11 protein-coding genes and 3 pseudogenes are annotated in these 17,815 nt (G+C 68.5%); 5 read left to right on the forward strand and 9 right to left on the reverse strand.

Annotated features, from left to right (window positions below; all coding sequences use genetic code 11):
• The first annotated feature begins 116 nt into the window (after positions 1-116).
• Positions 117-1,103: an aldo/keto reductase gene (locus tag ACWBNA_RS39465; RefSeq protein WP_482709377.1), complete on the forward strand. Its 987-nt coding sequence runs from the start codon at positions 117-119 to the stop codon at positions 1,101-1,103.
• A 91-nt stretch (positions 1,104-1,194) separates the two neighbouring features.
• Entirely contained in the window at positions 1,195-2,139 is a 945-nt protein-coding gene (locus ACWBNA_RS39470) for an amidohydrolase family protein (protein WP_482709378.1), read from the forward strand.
• Between the two features lie 323 nt (positions 2,140-2,462).
• Here ACWBNA_RS39470 and ACWBNA_RS39475 read toward each other — a convergent pair whose 3' ends face one another.
• The 3 genes from ACWBNA_RS39475 to ACWBNA_RS39485 form a co-directional block, all read right to left on the reverse strand.
• A complete protein-coding gene (locus ACWBNA_RS39475) occupies positions 2,463-3,593 on the reverse strand; it encodes a sensor histidine kinase (protein ID WP_482709379.1) in 1,131 nt (376 codons plus the stop codon).
• 26 nt (positions 3,594-3,619) lie between these two features.
• Positions 3,620-4,324: a response regulator transcription factor gene (locus ACWBNA_RS39480; RefSeq protein ID WP_482709380.1), complete on the reverse strand. Its 705-nt coding sequence runs from the start codon at positions 4,322-4,324 to the stop codon at positions 3,620-3,622.
• Between the two features lie 641 nt (positions 4,325-4,965).
• A complete protein-coding gene (locus ACWBNA_RS39485; RefSeq protein ID WP_482709381.1) occupies positions 4,966-6,498 on the reverse strand; it encodes an amidohydrolase family protein in 1,533 nt (510 codons plus the stop codon).
• Between the two features lie 448 nt (positions 6,499-6,946).
• On the opposite strand from ACWBNA_RS39485, the pseudogene ACWBNA_RS39490 reads away from it, so the two are divergent.
• Positions 6,947-7,115 (forward strand): annotated as a pseudogene (locus tag ACWBNA_RS39490) (IS701 family transposase); the annotation flags it as partial.
• A 204-nt stretch (positions 7,116-7,319) separates the two neighbouring features.
• Here ACWBNA_RS39490 and ACWBNA_RS39495 read toward each other — a convergent pair.
• The 6 genes and pseudogenes from ACWBNA_RS39495 to ACWBNA_RS39520 all read right to left on the reverse strand — a co-directional run.
• A pseudogene (locus ACWBNA_RS39495) lies at positions 7,320-7,418 on the reverse strand (IS6 family transposase); the annotation flags it as partial.
• Positions 7,419-7,659: 241 nt separating this feature from the next.
• Positions 7,660-8,478: a hypothetical protein gene (locus ACWBNA_RS39500; RefSeq protein ID WP_482709382.1), complete on the reverse strand. Its 819-nt coding sequence runs from the start codon at positions 8,476-8,478 to the stop codon at positions 7,660-7,662.
• A gap of 350 nt (positions 8,479-8,828) precedes the next feature.
• Positions 8,829-10,565 (reverse strand): helix-turn-helix domain-containing protein, encoded by a 1,737-nt coding sequence (locus tag ACWBNA_RS39505; RefSeq protein WP_482709383.1) that lies wholly within the window; start codon positions 10,563-10,565, stop codon positions 8,829-8,831.
• A 380-nt stretch (positions 10,566-10,945) separates the two neighbouring features.
• Positions 10,946-11,098 (reverse strand): annotated as a pseudogene (locus ACWBNA_RS39510) (IS6 family transposase); the annotation flags it as partial.
• A gap of 159 nt (positions 11,099-11,257) precedes the next feature.
• The gene (locus ACWBNA_RS39515) at positions 11,258-13,153 is read right to left on the reverse strand and encodes a pectinesterase family protein (RefSeq protein WP_482709384.1); all 1,896 of its coding nucleotides are present in this window, start codon (positions 13,151-13,153) and stop codon (positions 11,258-11,260) included.
• A gap of 397 nt (positions 13,154-13,550) precedes the next feature.
• Positions 13,551-15,833, reverse strand: a complete 2,283-nt coding sequence (locus ACWBNA_RS39520; RefSeq protein ID WP_482709385.1) for an ATP-binding protein — start codon at positions 15,831-15,833, stop codon at positions 13,551-13,553.
• A 679-nt stretch (positions 15,834-16,512) separates the two neighbouring features.
• Between ACWBNA_RS39520 and ACWBNA_RS39525 the strand changes: the two genes are divergently transcribed.
• Both ACWBNA_RS39525 and ACWBNA_RS39530 read left to right on the forward strand, forming a co-directional pair.
• Positions 16,513-17,382, forward strand: a complete 870-nt coding sequence (locus ACWBNA_RS39525) for a helix-turn-helix domain-containing protein (protein WP_482709386.1) — start codon at positions 16,513-16,515, stop codon at positions 17,380-17,382.
• Between the two features lie 48 nt (positions 17,383-17,430).
• A partial coding sequence (locus ACWBNA_RS39530; protein WP_482709387.1) for a hypothetical protein occupies positions 17,431-17,815 on the forward strand: 385 nt, incomplete at its 3' end.

Genomic DNA, 17,815 nt, shown 5'->3' on the forward strand with positions numbered 1-17,815 from the left:
GATCACGCGAATGAAAAGCAACCTGCGACAACACCGGATGCGGCGGCGCCTGCCTACGGCTTGAAGACCACCCACCGGCATTGACAGCAACGAGTTGGCAGCAACGAGGAGGAAGAATGCACACCCGAACGCTCGGACGCGACCTGCATGTCTCCGCCATCGGTCTCGGCGTCATGGGAATGTCCCAGAGCTACGGCCCCAATCCCGGCGATCGCACCGACATGATCGCCGTACTGCGTGGCGCCGTCGACCGCGGAGTCACGTTTTTCGACACCGCGGAGGTGTACGGCCCCTACGTCAACGAAGAGCTCCTGGGAGAAGCCCTCGCCCCGGTGCGAGACCAGACGGTGATCGCCACCAAGTTCGGATTCCGTATCGAGAACGGCGCCTCCGTCGGACTCGACAGCCGGCCCGAGCAGATCCGAGCCGTCGCCACGGCCTCCCTCAAACGGCTCAGGGTCGAAACGCTCGACCTTTTCTACCAGCACCGCGTCGATCCGGACGTGCCGATCGAAGACGTCGCCGGAGCCGTGGGGGAACTCGTGCAGGAAGGCAAGGTGCGCTGCTTCGGGCTTTCCGAGGCCAGTGCGCAGACCATCCGCCGCGCCCACGCGGTCCACCCGGTGACGGCAGTGCAGAGCGAGTACTCGCTGTGGACCCGGGACCCCGAACACGAGGTTCTGCCGACCTGCTCGGAACTCGGCATCGGATTCGTACCCTTCAGCCCGCTCGGCAAGGGGTTCCTGACCGGGACGGTGGACGCCACGACGCCGTTCACCGCCGACGACGTCCGCACGAACATCCCACGGTTCACAGCCGAGAACCGGGCATCGAACCAAGCACTCGTCGACCACGTCACCCTGCTCGCGCAGGCCAAGGACGCCACACCGGGACAGGTCGCGCTCGCCTGGCTGCTCGCACAGCATCCGTCGGTCGTTCCGATCCCCGGAACCCGGCGCACGGCACGCATCGAGGAGAACATCGGCGCCACCCAACTGCCCCTCTCCGCCGACGAACTCGCCGACCTCAACGGTCTCGTCGGCCGCGTCGGAGTACAGGGAAACCGCTACAACGAGCACCACATGTCCCTGGTCGACAAGTAGCCCTGTCCCTCCATTTCACCCAACTGCCTTTCCCGCACCGCCGGAATCGCCCCCTCCTCCTCCCTTCCCTCGACGACTGAGGAACCCCTCCATGCGCATCGACACGCACGCTCACGTCTACCCCAGCGACTACCTGGACTTCCTGGCGGACTCGGGCGTCACGACCACCGGCGGCCAGCGCGGGCTCGGGGCCGACGACACCGACAAGGAACTCGAGGCCCGCTTCTCCCTGATGGAACGGGCCGGTGTGGACCGGCAGGTGATCTCGGCCTCACCGCTGACGGGCGCACTGCCGGATCCGGAGCAGGCCGCCGCAGCCGCACGCATGATCAACGACCGGTACGTCGACCTGGTGGACCGCCACCCCGACCGCTTCCTGGCCTTCGTCGTGCTCCCTCTGCCGCACGTCGACGCGGCCTTGGCCGAACTCGACCGCGTCCTCGACGCGCCGGGGGTGGTGGGCGTGGCCCTGACCACCTCGGCCGCGGGCCGGGCGCTGACCGACCCGGCCTTCGCACCGGTGTGGCAGGAACTCGACCGCCGCGGCACCGTGATGTACCTCCACCCCGCCGGCGACGGCGTCGCCTCCCCGCAGATCACCGACCACCACCTCACCTGGATGGTCGGCGCGCCCGTGGAGGACACCGTCGTAGCGGCCCAGCTCATCACCCGTGGGTTCGTGACGCGCTACTCCGGTGTACGCATCCTCAACTCCCACTTCGGCGGCGCATTGCCCATGCTGCTGGAGCGGTGGGACAACCTCGCCCACTTCGAGGCACCTGACGCCCCCCTTCCGCCGAGCCAGGCGGCGCGCCGGATGTGGTACGACACCGTCGCCCACAGTTCCCAGGCAGCGCTGCGGGCCGCGGTCCAGGCGGTCGGTGCGGACCGGCTCGTCCTCGGCAGCGACTTCCCGTACCAGGGCGGCGAGCACTACCTCGACACCGTCGCCTACATCGAGCGGGCCGGTCTCGACGCAGCGGACACCCGCAGAATCCTGGCCGACAACGCCGAAGCACTTCTGGGACTGGCCTGATCCTCGAGGGCGGTCGAGACCATCCGAAACCGGCAGCAGAGCCGGCCGGTTCGCAGGTGCAGACAACAACCGCCCTTGGTCGGCCGGTCCCTGCACGGCGCGGATACCTCCTGCGGGACGGGCCGGCGACGCTGGTGGTCATGGCCCCGATCGCCGCTGCGTTCCGGGCGTCGCCGGCCAGGGTTCCTGTGGGACGCCGGTCGTGTCGCGCGCCGCGGCAGCCGCACGGTCTCCGGAGCCGGCGACGCGTACTGAGCGCACGGCTCGGCGTCTTCGCGACCGCGACCTGCTCATCACCGCCGCTCCGGGCTGGGTCGATGGAGTCAGCGGGAGACCGGAGGCATGCCGGCCCCGGGGACGTGTCCCTGCGGTAGGCGAAGGGTGAACGTCGCGCCCTTGCCCAGCCCGTCGGATTCCGCGGTGATGTCTCCGCCGTGGGCTCGGGCGATGCCCCGGGCGATGGTCAGACCGATGCCACTGCCACCGGCAGCAGCAGGTCGACCGAGACGCTCGAGGCGTTCGAAGCGGTGGAAGACGCGTTCGAGGTCGTGTGCGGCGATGCCGATGCCGTCGTCCGTGACACGGACGATGACGTGGCGTACGGGAGCAGGTTCGGTGTGCACGGACAGCACCACATGCCCGTGCGGATCGCATGCGGCCAGTGCGTTGCCCAGCAGGTTAACCAGGATCTGAGTGATCCGGTCCGGGTCGCAGAACGTGCCGACGGGTGTGCCTGCGTCCACGGTCAGGGCTACCGTCTGGTCGTCGTACTGGGGGCGCAGCCGCTCGGCCGTGGCCCGGGCCAACGTGGCCACGTCGGTGGGCTCGTGGTGAAGATCGAAGGCCGCCTCCTCCGACCGGGACAGGCTGGAGAGGTCGCCCGCCAAGCGCTCCAGCCGGTGAAGGTCGTCGGCGAGGGAGGCGAACATTGCCTCATCGGGGACGAAGATGCCGTCGGCCACACCCTCGATCTGGCCGCGGAGGATGGTGATGGGGGTGCGCATCTCGTGGGCGACCTCGGAGATGAGCCGGGCGCGGCGGCGTTGGGTGTCTGCGAGGGCTGCCGCCAGCGTGTTGACGTCTTGGACCAGCGCTGCCAGGCCCGGCTCGCTGGGAAGTTCGAGGACGTCGTCGTAGTGTCCCTCGGCGAGCCGGCGCGTGGCGGCGCGCACCCTGTCGAGGGGACGCAGCAGAAACCGGCTCAGGGCGAGGGACGCCGGGAAGGCCGCAGCCCCTCCGAACAAGAGGCCGATCCGCAGGACCACGTCGCCCTCGATGTCGTCAAAACCGAGCCACACCTCGATCAACGCACTGATCGCCGTCATGGCCGCCAGAGCCAGGAGGAGGACCATGACGTGCGAGAGCACCAGCCGGTCACGCAGCGACATCCGCTGCTGGATTCGGCCCAGCCGCGCACGAGATCGGCGGTAGGCCGGGAAGCCGGAGAACGGCATCGATAGGTGTCCTTCCTGGCCGCCGGCTAGGCGGGGCGCCCGACGAACCGGTAGCCAATGGTCCGGACGGTGCCTACGAACCGAGGTGCGCTCGCCTCGTCGCCCAGCGCGCGCCGCAGAGTACGGATGTGCACGTCCACGACGCGCTCGTCGCCGAAGAAGTCCTCGCCCCACACCTGGGCCAGCAGGCCGCGCCGAGTGAAGACCCGCCCGGGGACACGGGCCATCGCGAACAACAGATCGAAGTCGAGAGCGGACAGCTCCACCGTCCGGTCGGCATCGACCTGCACGGTCCGCGTCACGCGATCGACAGTCAGTCCGTCGAAGCACAGCACGCCGTCCTCGTGATCCGCCTCGGACCGGCTGTCGGTGCGCCGCAGGATGGCCCGCACCCGTAATGCTAGTTCGCGAGGGCTGAACGGCTTGGTGACGTAGTCGTCGCTGCCGGTGGTGAAGCCGATCAGCCGGTCGACCTCCTCGTCGCGGGCGGTGAGCATGATGACCGGGATCTGGCTCGCCTCCCGGATGCGGCGCAGGACCTGGAAACCGTCCAGGCCCGGAAGCATCACGTCCAGAACCACGAGGTCCGGTCGGTCACGGGTGACCGACAGCAGGGCGGACGGTCCGTCCGCGGCTTCGACAACGTGGAACCCGTCCGCCTCCAGGTAGCCGCGCACGGTCATGCGGATCTTGGGCTCGTCATCGACGACCAGAACGCGCTGCGTACTCATCGTGCTCGCTTTCCATCGCCGAGGTAGCAAGAGGGAGGGGGAAGGCAGTCATGGCCGCGGGACACCGGCGGCTTGGAGGCAGAGGGCCTCGAATGCAGCCAGCGTACGGTGTCTGCCGTGGCCCGCGACGCTTTGTGGCCCGGCCTCACCCAGCGAGCGCCGCCCGGCCGAGGTGCCGATGAACTCGATGAGGGTCGGCAAGGGCGCCCACCGCAAGGTGACCCGGTCCCGGATGCCGAACTCCCGAAGACAGCCGGGCACCATGAGAAGACACGCGTCCGCGTCCTGTTGAGGACCCGCGAGTCGGGCTGAAAGCCGGGTACGGCCCAGGGCGTTCTCCAGCGTGAAGTGATTCGTGGCAGCCACCAGTGTCCCTCGTCGGCGCGGAGCGGCCGTCAGGCCCCGGCAGAGGGCGAAGTGGGCCCGGATGCACCACGCTCGTCCCGGCACCAGCCTCCGTCGCCGGGCAGATCACGCTCCAGCTTCCCTGTCCTCCGTGACGCGTTCGCCCGGCCAGGCGACGCCGATCTCCGTCGATGGCCTCCCCCGTCGGCCGACGCCGGCCTTTGCACAGAGCCCGTCCGCGCCCGCGCCCCTTGGCGGGGCAGCGGGTGGCAGGCTGGCCTGCGTACGGTCGCGGGTCAGCGCGAGCCGGCGCGGCGTATACGCGCCTTCAGCTTCGGGAACTGGTGGAGGGCGTTGTCCCGCTCGAGAGCGATCCGCTGGCGTCGGCTGTAGATCTCGTCGACGGTCGGTTCGGGGTCGCCTGCCTTGAGATTGGGCAGGCTGCCCTTGAGGAAGGGCATCGTCTCGACGTTGTCGGCCGCGTAGAGATGGCGGGTGGCCGGCCAGTCACTGCCGAACATGATGTGGCTGTCGGGCACCAGTGACGACAGCGGCTGCAACTGCGCGGCGGTGAACGCCTGCGCGTTGTCGAAGTACATCCGCTTCATGTAGTCGAGGGGGCCTTCGGGCAGCACCTCGTTGAACGGCGGGAAGGCCGAGTGCCGGGTCGCGAGCCGGAAGGCCAGGAACGGCAGTGCCCCGCCACTGTGGGTGAAGNCGAGGGGGCCTTCGGGCAGCACCTCGTTGAACGGCGGGAAGGCCGAGTGCCGGGTCGCGAGCCGGAAGGCCAGGAACGGCAGTGCCCCGCCACTGTGGGTGAAGTGCCAGCGGATGTTCGGGTAGTCCCGCAGGACACCGTTGTAGATCAGGCTCGTCATCGCGCGGGTCGCGTCGAAGTTGTACTCGAAGACGTTGTTCCCGGCCGGGATGTCGGGGCCGAAGCACAGCTTGGGAGCCGGGTTGTTCTCGGGACCCGTCGGGTGGACGTAGACGTAGGCATGGCGGTCGTTGAGGATCTCGTACAGAGGCGCGAACGAAGGGTCCCCCAGGTAGGTGCCCTTGTAGTTGGTCAGCAGGCAGATGCCGTCGAGATCCAGTTCGCCGAGCGCGCGGTCCACCTCGGCCACCGAGCCCTCGATGTCGGGCATCGGGGTGACCGCGAAGATCCCGAACCGGTCACCACGGGTCTGCACGAGGTCGCGGGCGTAGTCGTTGACCGCTCGGGCGGTGGCACGCCGGTCGTCGACCGGGCCGACGGTGACCTGGAGGTCGCCGAACGACAGGACGCTGGCCTGGATCCGGTACTGGTCCATGAAGGCCACATGCCGCTCGACCGACCACGGACCGTACGCCCCGGTGATGGCGCCGAGGAGGCCGTAGCGCTGCAGGTAGTCGTTGTACACGTCGGGCGAGTAGTGGGCGTGGGTGTCGATACGCCAGTTACCCTTCGGCAGCCCCGAGCCGGACGATGCCGTCTCCGGACTGGCCATGGCAGCTGGCATCGTGGCCGCCGCCGCCCCGACCAGCGCCGCGGCCGATGCCCCTTCGATCATCCTTCGACGCGAGATGTTCCGTCGCAGGTTCATTTCAAGTTCCCCTCTTCCTTCTGTGTGCGAGTCAGGTCGTATGTGCGTGCGTCGCGGCGCCGTCGCCAGGCCGGGCAGGGCCTGCGCAGGACGGCGATGGTCCCCGCCGCGATGGAATCTGGTGTCTCTACGGGCGTGTAGCGCGCGGTGCAGGCCGATCGGGGAGTGCACGGGTGAGCCGCTCCTCGGCTGGGCCGGTCCCGGCCAACAGGTCGATTCGGCACTCAGGCGTGGGAACCCCATGGCGCCGATGCCGCCGCGCCGACCGGCAGTCGACTGTGGAGCGGACCCGCGAGCATCGCCGCCGGCCCCGGGGCCACTGACCCCACCCAGGTCGTGAACAGACTGCAGGTTCCTTCATGCAGCACGTCATCGCCGACCGCCTGCCCGACGGGGTCCACGTGCCTGGCCGACTTCGGACGAGGGAACGCGCCGATCACAACGGAACCGGACAGCGCTGTGTGAATCGCCGTAGTCAGGTGCCGCGCAGCAGGGTGCTCAGCAGTGTCCACCGGTGCGACAAGGGGTGCGTGCATGACCGCCAGACAACAGGCGCCTCATAAAGCACGTACGACTCAGCTCATGAAGCTTCCATGAAGCCAACCGCCGGACTGGCCCCCACTTCCTGCAGCGGTCTCCGGCTTCTTCCTCTCCCAGCCGCCACCCTGGTCAGCTCTTGGGTGCGTCCGCCATGATCAGGCGCCGCCCGTGTCCGCCCGCGCCGGGGCGGTCGTAGGACTACGCGGCCCGGTTCGACGACCTCTTCTTCAGCCTCGCCCAAGGCGCCGCGGGAGCGGAACAAGATGATCACCTGCCTGGCAGGGGCGGAGCCAGTGTCGGGTGCGGGGATGTCAGGGATGGGTCACGCCTGCCGGGATGGTGTACCGCACGGCGGTGCCGCTCATCCAGCCCAGCGCCTCGAACTCCTGGACCCCGCCGGCGCAGACGTAGGTGGAGCGGACGTTGAAGACGGTGGTCTGGTCGATGCCCACCAGGCCCCGGCCGGTGGCCGGGAGCGAGGTGGCGTTGGGGTAGGACTTCAGGGTAAAACCCCGGGTTCGTTGCTCATCCTGGTTGTTCAGCCCCTTGTACGAGCGGTGTCCGACCGAGGGCATGACCTCCCAGTGAGCGGCGCCGTAGGAACGGAGCTTGTCCGCGACGACCACCCGCGGCACCATGCGGGTCCTCTTCACCAGACGACGGAAGAAATCGCCCGGCCGCGAACCGCCGGCTCATCAGGCCGAGGACCGACAGCAATGTCGGGGGCGTCGGAACCAAGCACCGACGCCCCCGACAGGCCGGGATCATGTCGACCCGGCATCACGGCAGCCTCTTGCGGAATTTACGGGGGAAGGAGGCGCGACCTTTGTCCGCGCGGGCGGACGCCGCCGCACGGTCGGGTCGCTACCAGCCGCAGTCGGCGCGGGTGTTCACGCGTCGGTCGCGGGCGACGATCTGGCCCGACGGCTGGCCGTTGGAATCGAGCACGTTGCCGACCGCGTCGTAGTAGGCGCCGTAGGAGACGATCTCGTTGTACCCGCGGCCGCGCCAGGAGTTCACCCTGGTCTTGCCCCACTGGTAATCCTTCACGTGGAAGACGGGGTTGCTGCGGACCGTACGCATCACCGGACGCTTCGCCAGCCACCCCTTTCTCCGCGGCGGAATGCTGATTCCGGTGGTGACCGACCAGCCGGATGCCTTCGCGTACGACCAGCTGCGGGAATAGGAGCCGCCCGCCGATACGGAGAGCACCTTTTCGAGGATGGTCCAGTCTATGCCGAGCTCGACGCTGACGCTGTTGGTCGTGGTGCTGGTCGTGGTCCCGTTCGCCTGGATGTTCTGGGAAAGCGTACTCCTATAGCTGCAATTCACCAGTGTGTCGCTGGTCTGCTGCTCGGCGCCGGTCCAGGTCCAACTGGCCGACTCGGGGTAGGAACAGTAGCCGCGGACCATTTCCCAGGGATGGCGCAGCGTGGAGTAGACGTGGTCGAACTTCCACTGGTCGTAGCTTCGCCTCTTGAGCTCACCGGTCTGGACGTTGATCAGCCAGTATGTGTCCCAGGTCGGGCCATTGCACAGGGTCAGCATCACCCTGTTGGCGTCGAACGGCTCGGCTCTCATGATGTCGGTGACGGCGCTGGCCGGCGAGACGAACGTCAGCACCGAGGCCAGACTCAGGCCCGCGGCGACGCAGGCTCGATTGATCGTGGTACGCGAGGTCATAGGGCTTTCCTGTTGGTCGAAGCGGATGGCGGCCGGTCGGGGGAGAGGGAACCGCCACCCTCGGTAGCCGGCCATCACGGGGCACATCACGTGTCTTCTTCGTCACCCGGTAATGGTGGGGACATATTCGGCAGATCATCTCCGGATGCGGCATCAATAGCCACGCCCGGTGATCGACGGTCAAGGGGTCCGGTGAAAAGGGGGAGTTAACTCCCGGTGACACGAGAACGATAGAAAAAGGGCATGCCAAATGGCAGCGAACTCAAAAGATGAGAGCGCCGATATAGAGCCATGGCCGACGCGGTGACGCCTGGGTGTGCTGGCAAGTCTTTAGGGGCTGGAATTGTTCATCAATCCAGCCCGCGGCGCCAAACAATCAACCTCGCTCCGGACCGCGTCCGCCCGCGATGCGGCCTCGTCGGCCACAGTGGCGGTCCGGCCGTCTCGATGGGCAGCCGCTCGCCCGTCCGGGGCCGCTGCAGGGAGGCCAGCGCGGCGGTCAGCACGACAGCCAGGACGGCGGCCAGCGAGGCCCACAGGCACCGTGCCCTGCGGGTGGTTCTGGCGGCTTCCCACCGTTCCGTCTCGCGCGCCTGCTGGGAAGCGCTGAGGAACGCCCTCTCCTGTGCCGTGAGGGCACCGCGCATCTTTGGAGCGGTGCAGAACTCCTCCGCCCTGGCCAGTCGGATACCCCGGTACAGGGCGCCAGGGTCGCGGCCGAACTCCTGCCAGATACGGGCGGCTTCGGTGAGGCGGCACTGTTCGCGCAGCCGCTCCCGGTCCTCCTCGATCCAGCCGCGCAGCCGGGCCCAGCGGGTGAGCAGGGCCTCGTGGGCGAGTTCCACCGTGTCCTCGCCCACGGTGAGCAGCCTGGCATGGGCCAGCCTTTCCACGACTCGGACCGCCTCCTCGGGCTCCGGAAGGGAGAGGAGCTCGGCCATGGGAATCGGGCGTGGAGTGTCGGGGGAACAGTCCCCGGGGACGACCATCCGCGACAACAGCTGCCGCACGGTGCGTGCCTGGGCGGGGGACAGACGGCCGTAGACCTCCTCGCCGTTGGCGACGATCGGGCCGAGGACGCCGCCAACGGCTTCGTAGGCGGCCAGCGTCAGCATCCGGCCCCGGCGTTTTCGCCAGGTCTCCAGCAGGGCACGGGAGAGGATCGGCAGTCCGCCCGGCTGGTTCGCGACGTCCTGGACCAGCCTGTTGGTCAACTCCCGTTCCACCAGCAGCCCCTCGGCGGCAGCCGGCCCGGTGACCGCCTCCCGCAGTTCCGCAGGGCTCATCGGGCCGATCCGCAGACTGGAATCCCGCAGTGCCTGCGCGAGACCAGGGTGCTCGGGGCAGCGACCGTGATAGTCAGCCCGTACGGCGAGCACCACCCGTACCCGGCTGTCCGGCCCTCGGGCGGCCAGCAGCAGGTCGATGAAGCGGTTTCGCTCGGCCCGGTTCCGGCAGAGCGCGAAGACCTCCTCGAACTGGTCGACCACCACCCAGATTTCAGGCTCGTCAGGGCACGGCTGCAGCAGGCGTTCGTAGGCGGTCGCAGGATTCTCCCCCGGCGTGAGCAGCCGGACCAGGGCGGAAGGCCGAAGCCGTTCCGCCGTCTCCTGCAGCGCCGGGACCAATCCCGCCCGCAGCAGGGAGGACTTCCCGCTCCCTGAGGCACCGGACAGAATCGCGAACCGCCGCTCGGTCACCAGCGCCACCAGCTCCGCCACCAGGCGGTCGCGACCGAAGAAGAAAGCGCGGTCCTCCGGTTCATACGGGGCCGGCCCCCGGTAGGGCGGCCGCATACCGCCGGTGTCGAGCGTCGCTGCCGACTCCTCGACCGCCTGCTTCCACCGCACCTGCCATTCATCCGGGTCCGCGCCGCACGCCTGCACATACGCCCGGAGTACCTGAAGTGACGGCATCCGTTCGCCCGAAGCCGCCTGCGCCAGAGTCGTCACCGAGAAGCGCACCCGCTGGGCCATGGTCCGATAGGTGGGACTACCGGCCTGCTCGCGCAGCAGCCGCAGTTCGTATGCGAGCCGCTGCACCGGCCCGTCGTCCGGTTCCAGTCGTTTCTCAGGACGGCCCGCCATACTTCCTCCCCTTTGGCGTGGATCTCCCCGCCGGAGCACCGCCGCAGCACGAGCCGCCGCTGGAACAGACGCCACCCTCGCATCGGACGGAAGAGTTGTGAGGGGGAAGAAACCTTCCCCTGGCTGCGCCTGCTTCCTGGACGGGAACGCGCGTGCCGTATAAGCGGCGGGAGACTTCGGGTGCTCGACTTCGAGCACGCCGAGGGATGACGGTGACCGGGCACCTCCGGGCGAGTCACCGCCGGAGGCGTATCGCGCGAGTCATGCCGTGCTGTGGTGGGACGCAGCTCCCACTTGAATGGGCCTGGAGGGTGACACGCTGTCACGTTGTTGGGTGTGTGGGTGTCTGACGGTGTGTCGGGGCATGGTGGGGCCTGTGCTCAGTCCGTGGTGGACAGACCGGCGGTGCCTGTGACCTGCTCCCGGATGGCGAAGCGGAGGGTCATCCCGGCTCGGTGGTCGGGGGCGGTCATCAGATGGCGGCGGGGCCGGACGTGCGGTGAGATGCCGCTGAACGCGGACAGGAACCGCTCGCACCAGTGCGGCCAGGTGGACGACCGCCCCAGGGCCGATGGTGCGTGTACGAACAGTGGCGGGGCAACAGGAATGCTGTCCCGGCCCCGCCATGGTTCACCTCGACGCCAGGACGGAGGTGCCGCCGGTAGGCAGTGGGCGCGCCACCTTGGCCTCGGTCAGCGGACCGGGTTCCATCCGTCGGTGCCGGCCAGGTACTTCCGAGCCGTGTAGTCCCCCGCCTCGGTGTCGGTCAGCTTCGGCGCGTTCGCGCCGACGCCAGCTCCCAAACCGGAGTTCTCGTACTCCTTGAACCGGGCCCACGACCAGGGATAATCGGGGGTCATGTTGGTCCAGGGCTGCGTTTCCTTTACAGCCGAGGCCACCACGGTGTTACGGACCACCGCCTGGGGGTGGGCCTCCGGAACGTTGTGCCACGGTCGGCCGAGGTGCATCGACCCTACTGGCGCGTTGGCGCTTATCCAGCTGTCGGTGACGAGGATCCCGTACTTCTTCCGGTAGTCGGTGTTCGGCGCCAGGATCGTGCCACCGACCCATTCGAGCATCTGGATGTCGGACCGGTCGATCACCGCGGTGGCGTTGCCGAAGATGAAGTCCACGTCGCCCCGGATGAAGCATTTGTAGAAGTACTGCCGGGCCTGGGTCGTGGGCGTCGCCCCCTTGCAGAGCAGGGTGTCCTGATGGCTCATGATCGATACGTTGAAATACGTCTGCCGGTCACCCATGGCGGCGACCGCGACGGCCTGGGTCTCGTACTGGTTGATCTCCGGGTGGGCGTTGCGGTCGAACGTGTTCTGGATCGTGAGATTTTTGACGGTCAGGTTGGGTGCACTGAAGGAGGCCACGGCGCTGCCCTGGGTGCCGTACTTCAGGCCGGTCGCCGGGTTGATCATCCCGTGGCACCTGGTGTTGTAGATGAGGACATCCGCGCGGTTGCCGGCGACACCCTCGATCGTCAGCCAGGACTTGCTCGACGGGACATTGATGACCTCATGGTAGAGGCCCTTGTCGATGAGGATGGTGTGGCTGCCCCCGGCGGGAGCGGCGTCGATCGCCTCCTGCACGGTCCAGTAGTCGCCCATGCCGTCGGCCGCGACGAGCTTCGTGCTGCCCTCGAGAAGACCCCTGCCCTCGGTGTTCCTGCCCGAGTGGTGGGCCAACATGATGAGGGCCGCGAGGGCCACGGCGGTCGTGATTGTCTCAAGCCCGACGATTGCGATCGGAGCGGCAAGGACGACGGCTCCCGCAACGACCGCCCCTAGGAGCGCATTGCTCAACAAGCTCCAGTTGTTGTGCTGGACCATGTGTGCGTCAGTGAGGATGTACGGCCTAGCGTATCGAAATGCCGTCGCGGTCGCGGCCGCCTGGTTTCGGAACCGGGCGCCTTCGGCGAATGCCACGATGATCTGAAGGAGCGACCGATGCGCGGCCGAGTCGCTGATGAATCGACTACTGTCCCACAGGTTCATCACGGCGGCGTGGAGGCTCTGGGGAGTGATCTCCATGCCTCTACGGTCGGGCAGGTCGCTGTAGTTCGCCCGCCCCTCGTACCGGAGGTTCGTGTTCCCGCCAGCGCCCCGGATGGCACCCGGCAGCGTTACCGTGCTCTCCAGGTGGAAGAAGCTGTTCCACTCCACCGTACCGTCAGCCCTCTCGGTGCCCTGCCGGAATCCCATGACGTAGTTGTCCGACCGGCGCATGAACACGCGGATCATCGCGGGCCTGTTCTCGGCGTGCAGATCGAGGGTGATGTACTGGTTCGCCCCGTTCGCGTCGGTGACATGGACGACGAGACCCCCCTCTGGCCTGACCGCGTGCGAGCCGATCGCCTCCCTGATGCCGCGGAGCGTCGCGGCGTAGGTGACCATGGCACTCTCAGTTCCGTTGCCTGGCTCACTAGTGATACGCCAGGTGACGTCCGCGTCGGTCGCGGCGCTCGCCATGGGGGCGGCGGCAACCACCAGGCCCAGGCCGCCACCGGCCACTACACCCGCGGCCGTCATAGCGGCGAGAAATGACCTTCGGGAAGGTCCACCCTGCATCTCGGTCGTCATAGGAACTCCTTTTTGTACGAGCGATGTATTGATTCGATCGCGGTGCGCGGCAGCTCCCGATCTTGACGGTGACCTTCATGCCGACTGGCCGGCACCGGGCGCTCACGCACTGCTGGCCGGTCTGGCCGGCTGTCGCTTCCAGGTGCCGTGTGCGACAGGGGCGGAAGCAACTGACATCGGTCGGCGCTCTCCCGTCACAGATCCGGTTGCCGACCGCCGCCGTGGGTGGCGGGGAATGGGGGCGCACGCCTGGGCGCGGCCCGGAAGGCCGCGGCGCAGGACGGCGCGCCTTGGTATATGTCATGCCGAAAGACTCGGCGAGGGGTACGCCCCGAGGCCATGGGTATTTGTACGGTCCCGGGCCCCGCCCCCGGTCCGGGTATTTCTACGGGTTGTCCTACGGGGTGGGTGCCTGGTTCGCTGTCCACCAGGACGCAACCTGGGCGCGGGAACGGAAACCGAGCTTGGCCAGGATGTTCTCGACGTGGCCGTGGACCGTGCGCGGCGAGCGTCCGAGGGCGGACGCGATCTGCCGGTTGCTCATGCCCTTGGCCACCAGCGCGGCCACTTCCTGCTCCCGGGGGGTCAGCGGGCTCGGGGCGGGGGCCGCGGCGGTCGACTCGGACCCGGTGCGCAGTGCGTAGGCGATGGCCTCGTCGGGGCCGCGGTGGCTGCCGCCCTCCGCGAGGGCCTTCTCGTACGCTGCCGGGCCCAGCGCCCAGGTGACGGCTTCCTCGCACTGGGCGTGCTGCTCGGCCATGTGCGGGCCGAACGTGGCGATGGGGGTGTCGATGTCCCGCCACAGGGCACGCGCGGCACCCAGCAGCCGCCCCGCCTGTTTGTGGTCACCGCGCGCGGCGGTGACCCAGGCGAGCTCGTCCAGCATCAGCGCGACCCTGGTGTAGTCGTTGAAGCCCTGCTCGTTCTCCAGCGCGGCCCGGATCATGACCGAGGCCTCCGCCAGGTCGCCGCGCCTCCAGGCGTCGTAGCCGAGCGTCCACTGCGCATGCGCGCGGGCCAACCGCTCGTCATGCGCCTCGGCCAGGGCGACCGCCTGCCTGCAGGTCTCCGTGGCGCGTGGATCCCCGAGGTGGGACTGGGCGGTAGTCATCAGAATCAGCGCGTAGACCGCGCCGATTTTCTCGCCTGTCCCCATATGGGCGGCCACCGCTTCCTCCAACAAGGACACGGCCTCTTCCAGCCGGCCGCTGAACAACGCCAACATGCCACGCAGGTTCAGGACGTGGGCGCACACCACCGGGTCGTCCAGGTGCTCGCCCAGCGCTCCGGCCTCGTCCAGCCACCGGGACGCCGTAGCGTGATCGTGCTGCAGGGCCGCCACCCAGGCGGCGACCCACAGCGCCCTGGCCCGGGCCGGGCTGGGCTCGGGCGCGGCGGCGAGCGCCCGGTCGAGCCGGCCGCGTCCCTCACCGAGGAATCCACCCTCGCACCAGTGGAAGCGCAGCGCGGCGGCCAGCGCCAGGGTGGCCTGCGGGTCGCCGCCCCGCTCCAGCGCCGCGCGCAGATTGGCATGCTCGGCACGCAGCCGGGCCAGGCTCTCCAGCTGGCCGGGGCCGTACCAGCCGTCGGCGATGCGCTCGGCGAGGGCCAGGTAGAAAGCGTCGTACCGTCGCAGCGTCTGCTGCTCCTGGCCGGACTCGGGGAGCCGCTCCCGCCCGTACTGGCGGATGGTCCCCAGCAGCCGATAGCGCGGCAGGCCCTCGTGCTCGGTGGGCACGACGATCGACTGGACGACCAGCCGGTCGAGGAGATCGAGTACCTCGTCCCGGCCGATGCCGTCGCCCGCGCAGACGGCCTCGGCCGCGTCCAGGCCGAAGTCGCCGACGAAGACCGACAGCCGGCTCCACAGCAGCCGCTCGGTGGGGGTGCACAGCTCGTGGCTCCAGTCGATCAACGCACGTAGCGTCCGCTGGTGCGGCCGGGCGACCCGGCTGCCGCTCGTGAGCAGCCCGAAGCGGTCCTCCAGCCGGTTCACCGCCTCGTCGACGGTCAGCATCCGCAGCCGGGACGCGGCTAGTTCGATGGCCAGCGGCAGCCCGTCCAGGCCCTCGCACAACCGGAGGACCTGAGCGCGGTTGGCGTCGGTGATCCGGAAATCCGGGCGCACGGCGGTGGCCCGGTCCCGCAGCAGTTCCGCCGCATCGTCCGGCGCCAGCGGAGGGACGGCGAAGAGGTGCTCGCCGCAGATTCCCAGCGCCCGGCGGCTCGTCGCCAGAACGCGCAGTCCGGGGGAGGCCGACAGCAGCGCGTGTGCCAGCTCGGCGCATGCGTCGATGAGGTGCTCGCAGTTGTCCAGCACGATCAGCGGAGCGCGATGGGCCAGAAAGGCGGCGAGCTGGTCGATGACCGGCCTGGTGCCCAGGTCCGGCACCCCCAGCGCGGTCGCCGTGGCGTTCGCCACCAGCGACGGGTCCCGCACCGCCGCCAGATCCACCAGCCACACCCCGTCCACGAAGTCCGCCGCCGCCGCGACCGCCTCCAGCGCCAGCCGTGTCTTGCCCACCCCGCCCATACCGGTGAGCGTCAGCAGCCGCGTGGTCCCCAGACGGTGGCGCACTTCGGCAAGGTCCCGGCGCCTGCCCACGAACGTGGTCAGGGCGGCAGGCAGATTTCCCACCTCTGATATCTGGATGGTCACGTTCGATGTCTGGACGGTCACGTCTCTTCTCGCCTTCCAACGGCTCGCACTCGTCCTGGAACATCAAGGACGCCTTTCTAAGGTGGCAGCACGCTTCGTCGCGGGCGGTTGGGGGCGCGGTCCTGCCGCCGTACCTCAGCTGGCGTGCCCCGTACCCGCAAGAAAGGACAAGTAAGGACAAGTCCCGCGGTCGCGCCTTTTAAGCCAGTCCCCGAAGGGGAGAGTCGCTTACCCGGCGAAAGATAGGGAGGGGACATTTTCCTACCCCCCAAAGCGTGCTAATCCGATGCAAAGCTTGATCCGCATCGAGCGCAGACATCCCAGGAGACGATCACCATGTCCTCTCCGGCCGCCCCACTGTCGCCATGCCGTTCATTCGGGATACGGCCACACGGCCGCGATCGCCGAAGCCGTCTTCCTGGGTGCCGGCGCCGTCGAGCTCGGCTGCACACTGCTCACCGGCCAGAACCCTGGCTCGGCGGTTCCGCCGGCCCAGGAAGTGCTCAAGGCGCTGAGCTGACGACTCGGCTGCACACGGAAGGAAACTCGGAGGCCCCCAGTACGCATGCCGGGTCCCCGAGTCCTCCTCTACCTACAGCCATACACGTCGGAACCGGTACGATTAACGTGCGAAAGGCAAGCTGAAGTAGGAGGATCTCGCCCCCTCACAGCACCGGGCTTCTGTGGGAGGTTGGAGATCATGAACCGCAGCCCCCACCTGAACGAGCTGGGTGAGTTCCTCAAGGCCCGCCGTGCCGAAGTCAGTCCTTCCGAGGTCGGGCTTCGTGACGGGCAACGGCGGCGTGTGAGCGGTCTGCGCCGTGAGGAAGTGGCACTTCTCACCGCGATCAGTACCGAGTACTACACACGAATCGAACAGGGCCGTCTCCAGGCATCTGCTCCCCTCCTGAACGAGATCGCCGAGGTGCTCCGCCTGAACGACGACCAGCGCACCTACCTGTTCGACCTCGCGGCCAAAGAGAGAGTGCGCCCGCCTGCGTCGGGCGATCGCCAGCAGGTGGACACGCAGCTGCAGCGCATGCTGGACGATCTCACCGCCTCGCCGGCCGTCGTCATCGGTCGGCGCACCGACATCCTGGGCTGGAACCAGCTCGCCGCCGCCCTGTGGACCGACTTCGGGCGCTACCCGGAGCAGGAGCGCGTGTTCGTCCGGCTGCTGTTCACCGAACCCTTGGTGCGAGAGCGATATGCGGACTGGGAGGAGATCGCCCGGCTGGCCATCGCACATGTGCGCATGGAGAGTGCGCGCTACCCCTGCGACCCGCGCCTCACCGCTCTGGTCGAGGAGCTCTCCGCCCGTTACGCAGAGTTCCGGCAGTGGTGGGCCGCGCATGACGTCGCGATGCGGGGCAAGGGCGTCATGAAGCTACGTCACCCGGTGGTGGGCGAGCTGCCACTCGACTGGAACACGCTGACGTGTGGCACGGACCCCCACCAGCACATCATCGTGTGGACTGCTGAACCCGGTTCCCCTTCCTACGACGGGTTGCGCCTGTTGGCCTCCTGGGCGGCAGACCAGAAGCGGAGCGCGTCCGACACCGTCGCCTGACAACTGTCGGGGGCGTCCACCTGTTCAACCAGTCGCGCATGTTCGCCCGTGTCGAACGAGGCGCGCTGCCGACCCAACTCGGCCTTCGCCGCGAGCGACTTGCCCGGGGGCGCGATCTTCTCGGCCGCCGCCCCGGTGCTGTGGACGGCGGGCGGCCGGACGGCCGTGACGATCGCCGGCGTGGTCCTCAGCTGCTTCACCCTCGTGATGTGTGGGCGCTCGGGCGCCGGGCCCTTCCCGATGCCTCGTGCGGTCCGCGACGGCGGCCGGGTGATGACGCTGCGCGGCTTCGACTGTCCGGCGAGCGAGGCGACGTCTTCGAGGCGATCATCGTGTTCCGCTACGCCAGGGAGTGCTCTCGGTGACTACTGCTTCGGGTCCTGCGGTGTGTCGGTGGGTTGGAGTGTGGTGAGCCATTGGGTGACGGTGGTGT

It is taken from the genome of Streptomyces sp. Q2, assembly GCF_056820935.1.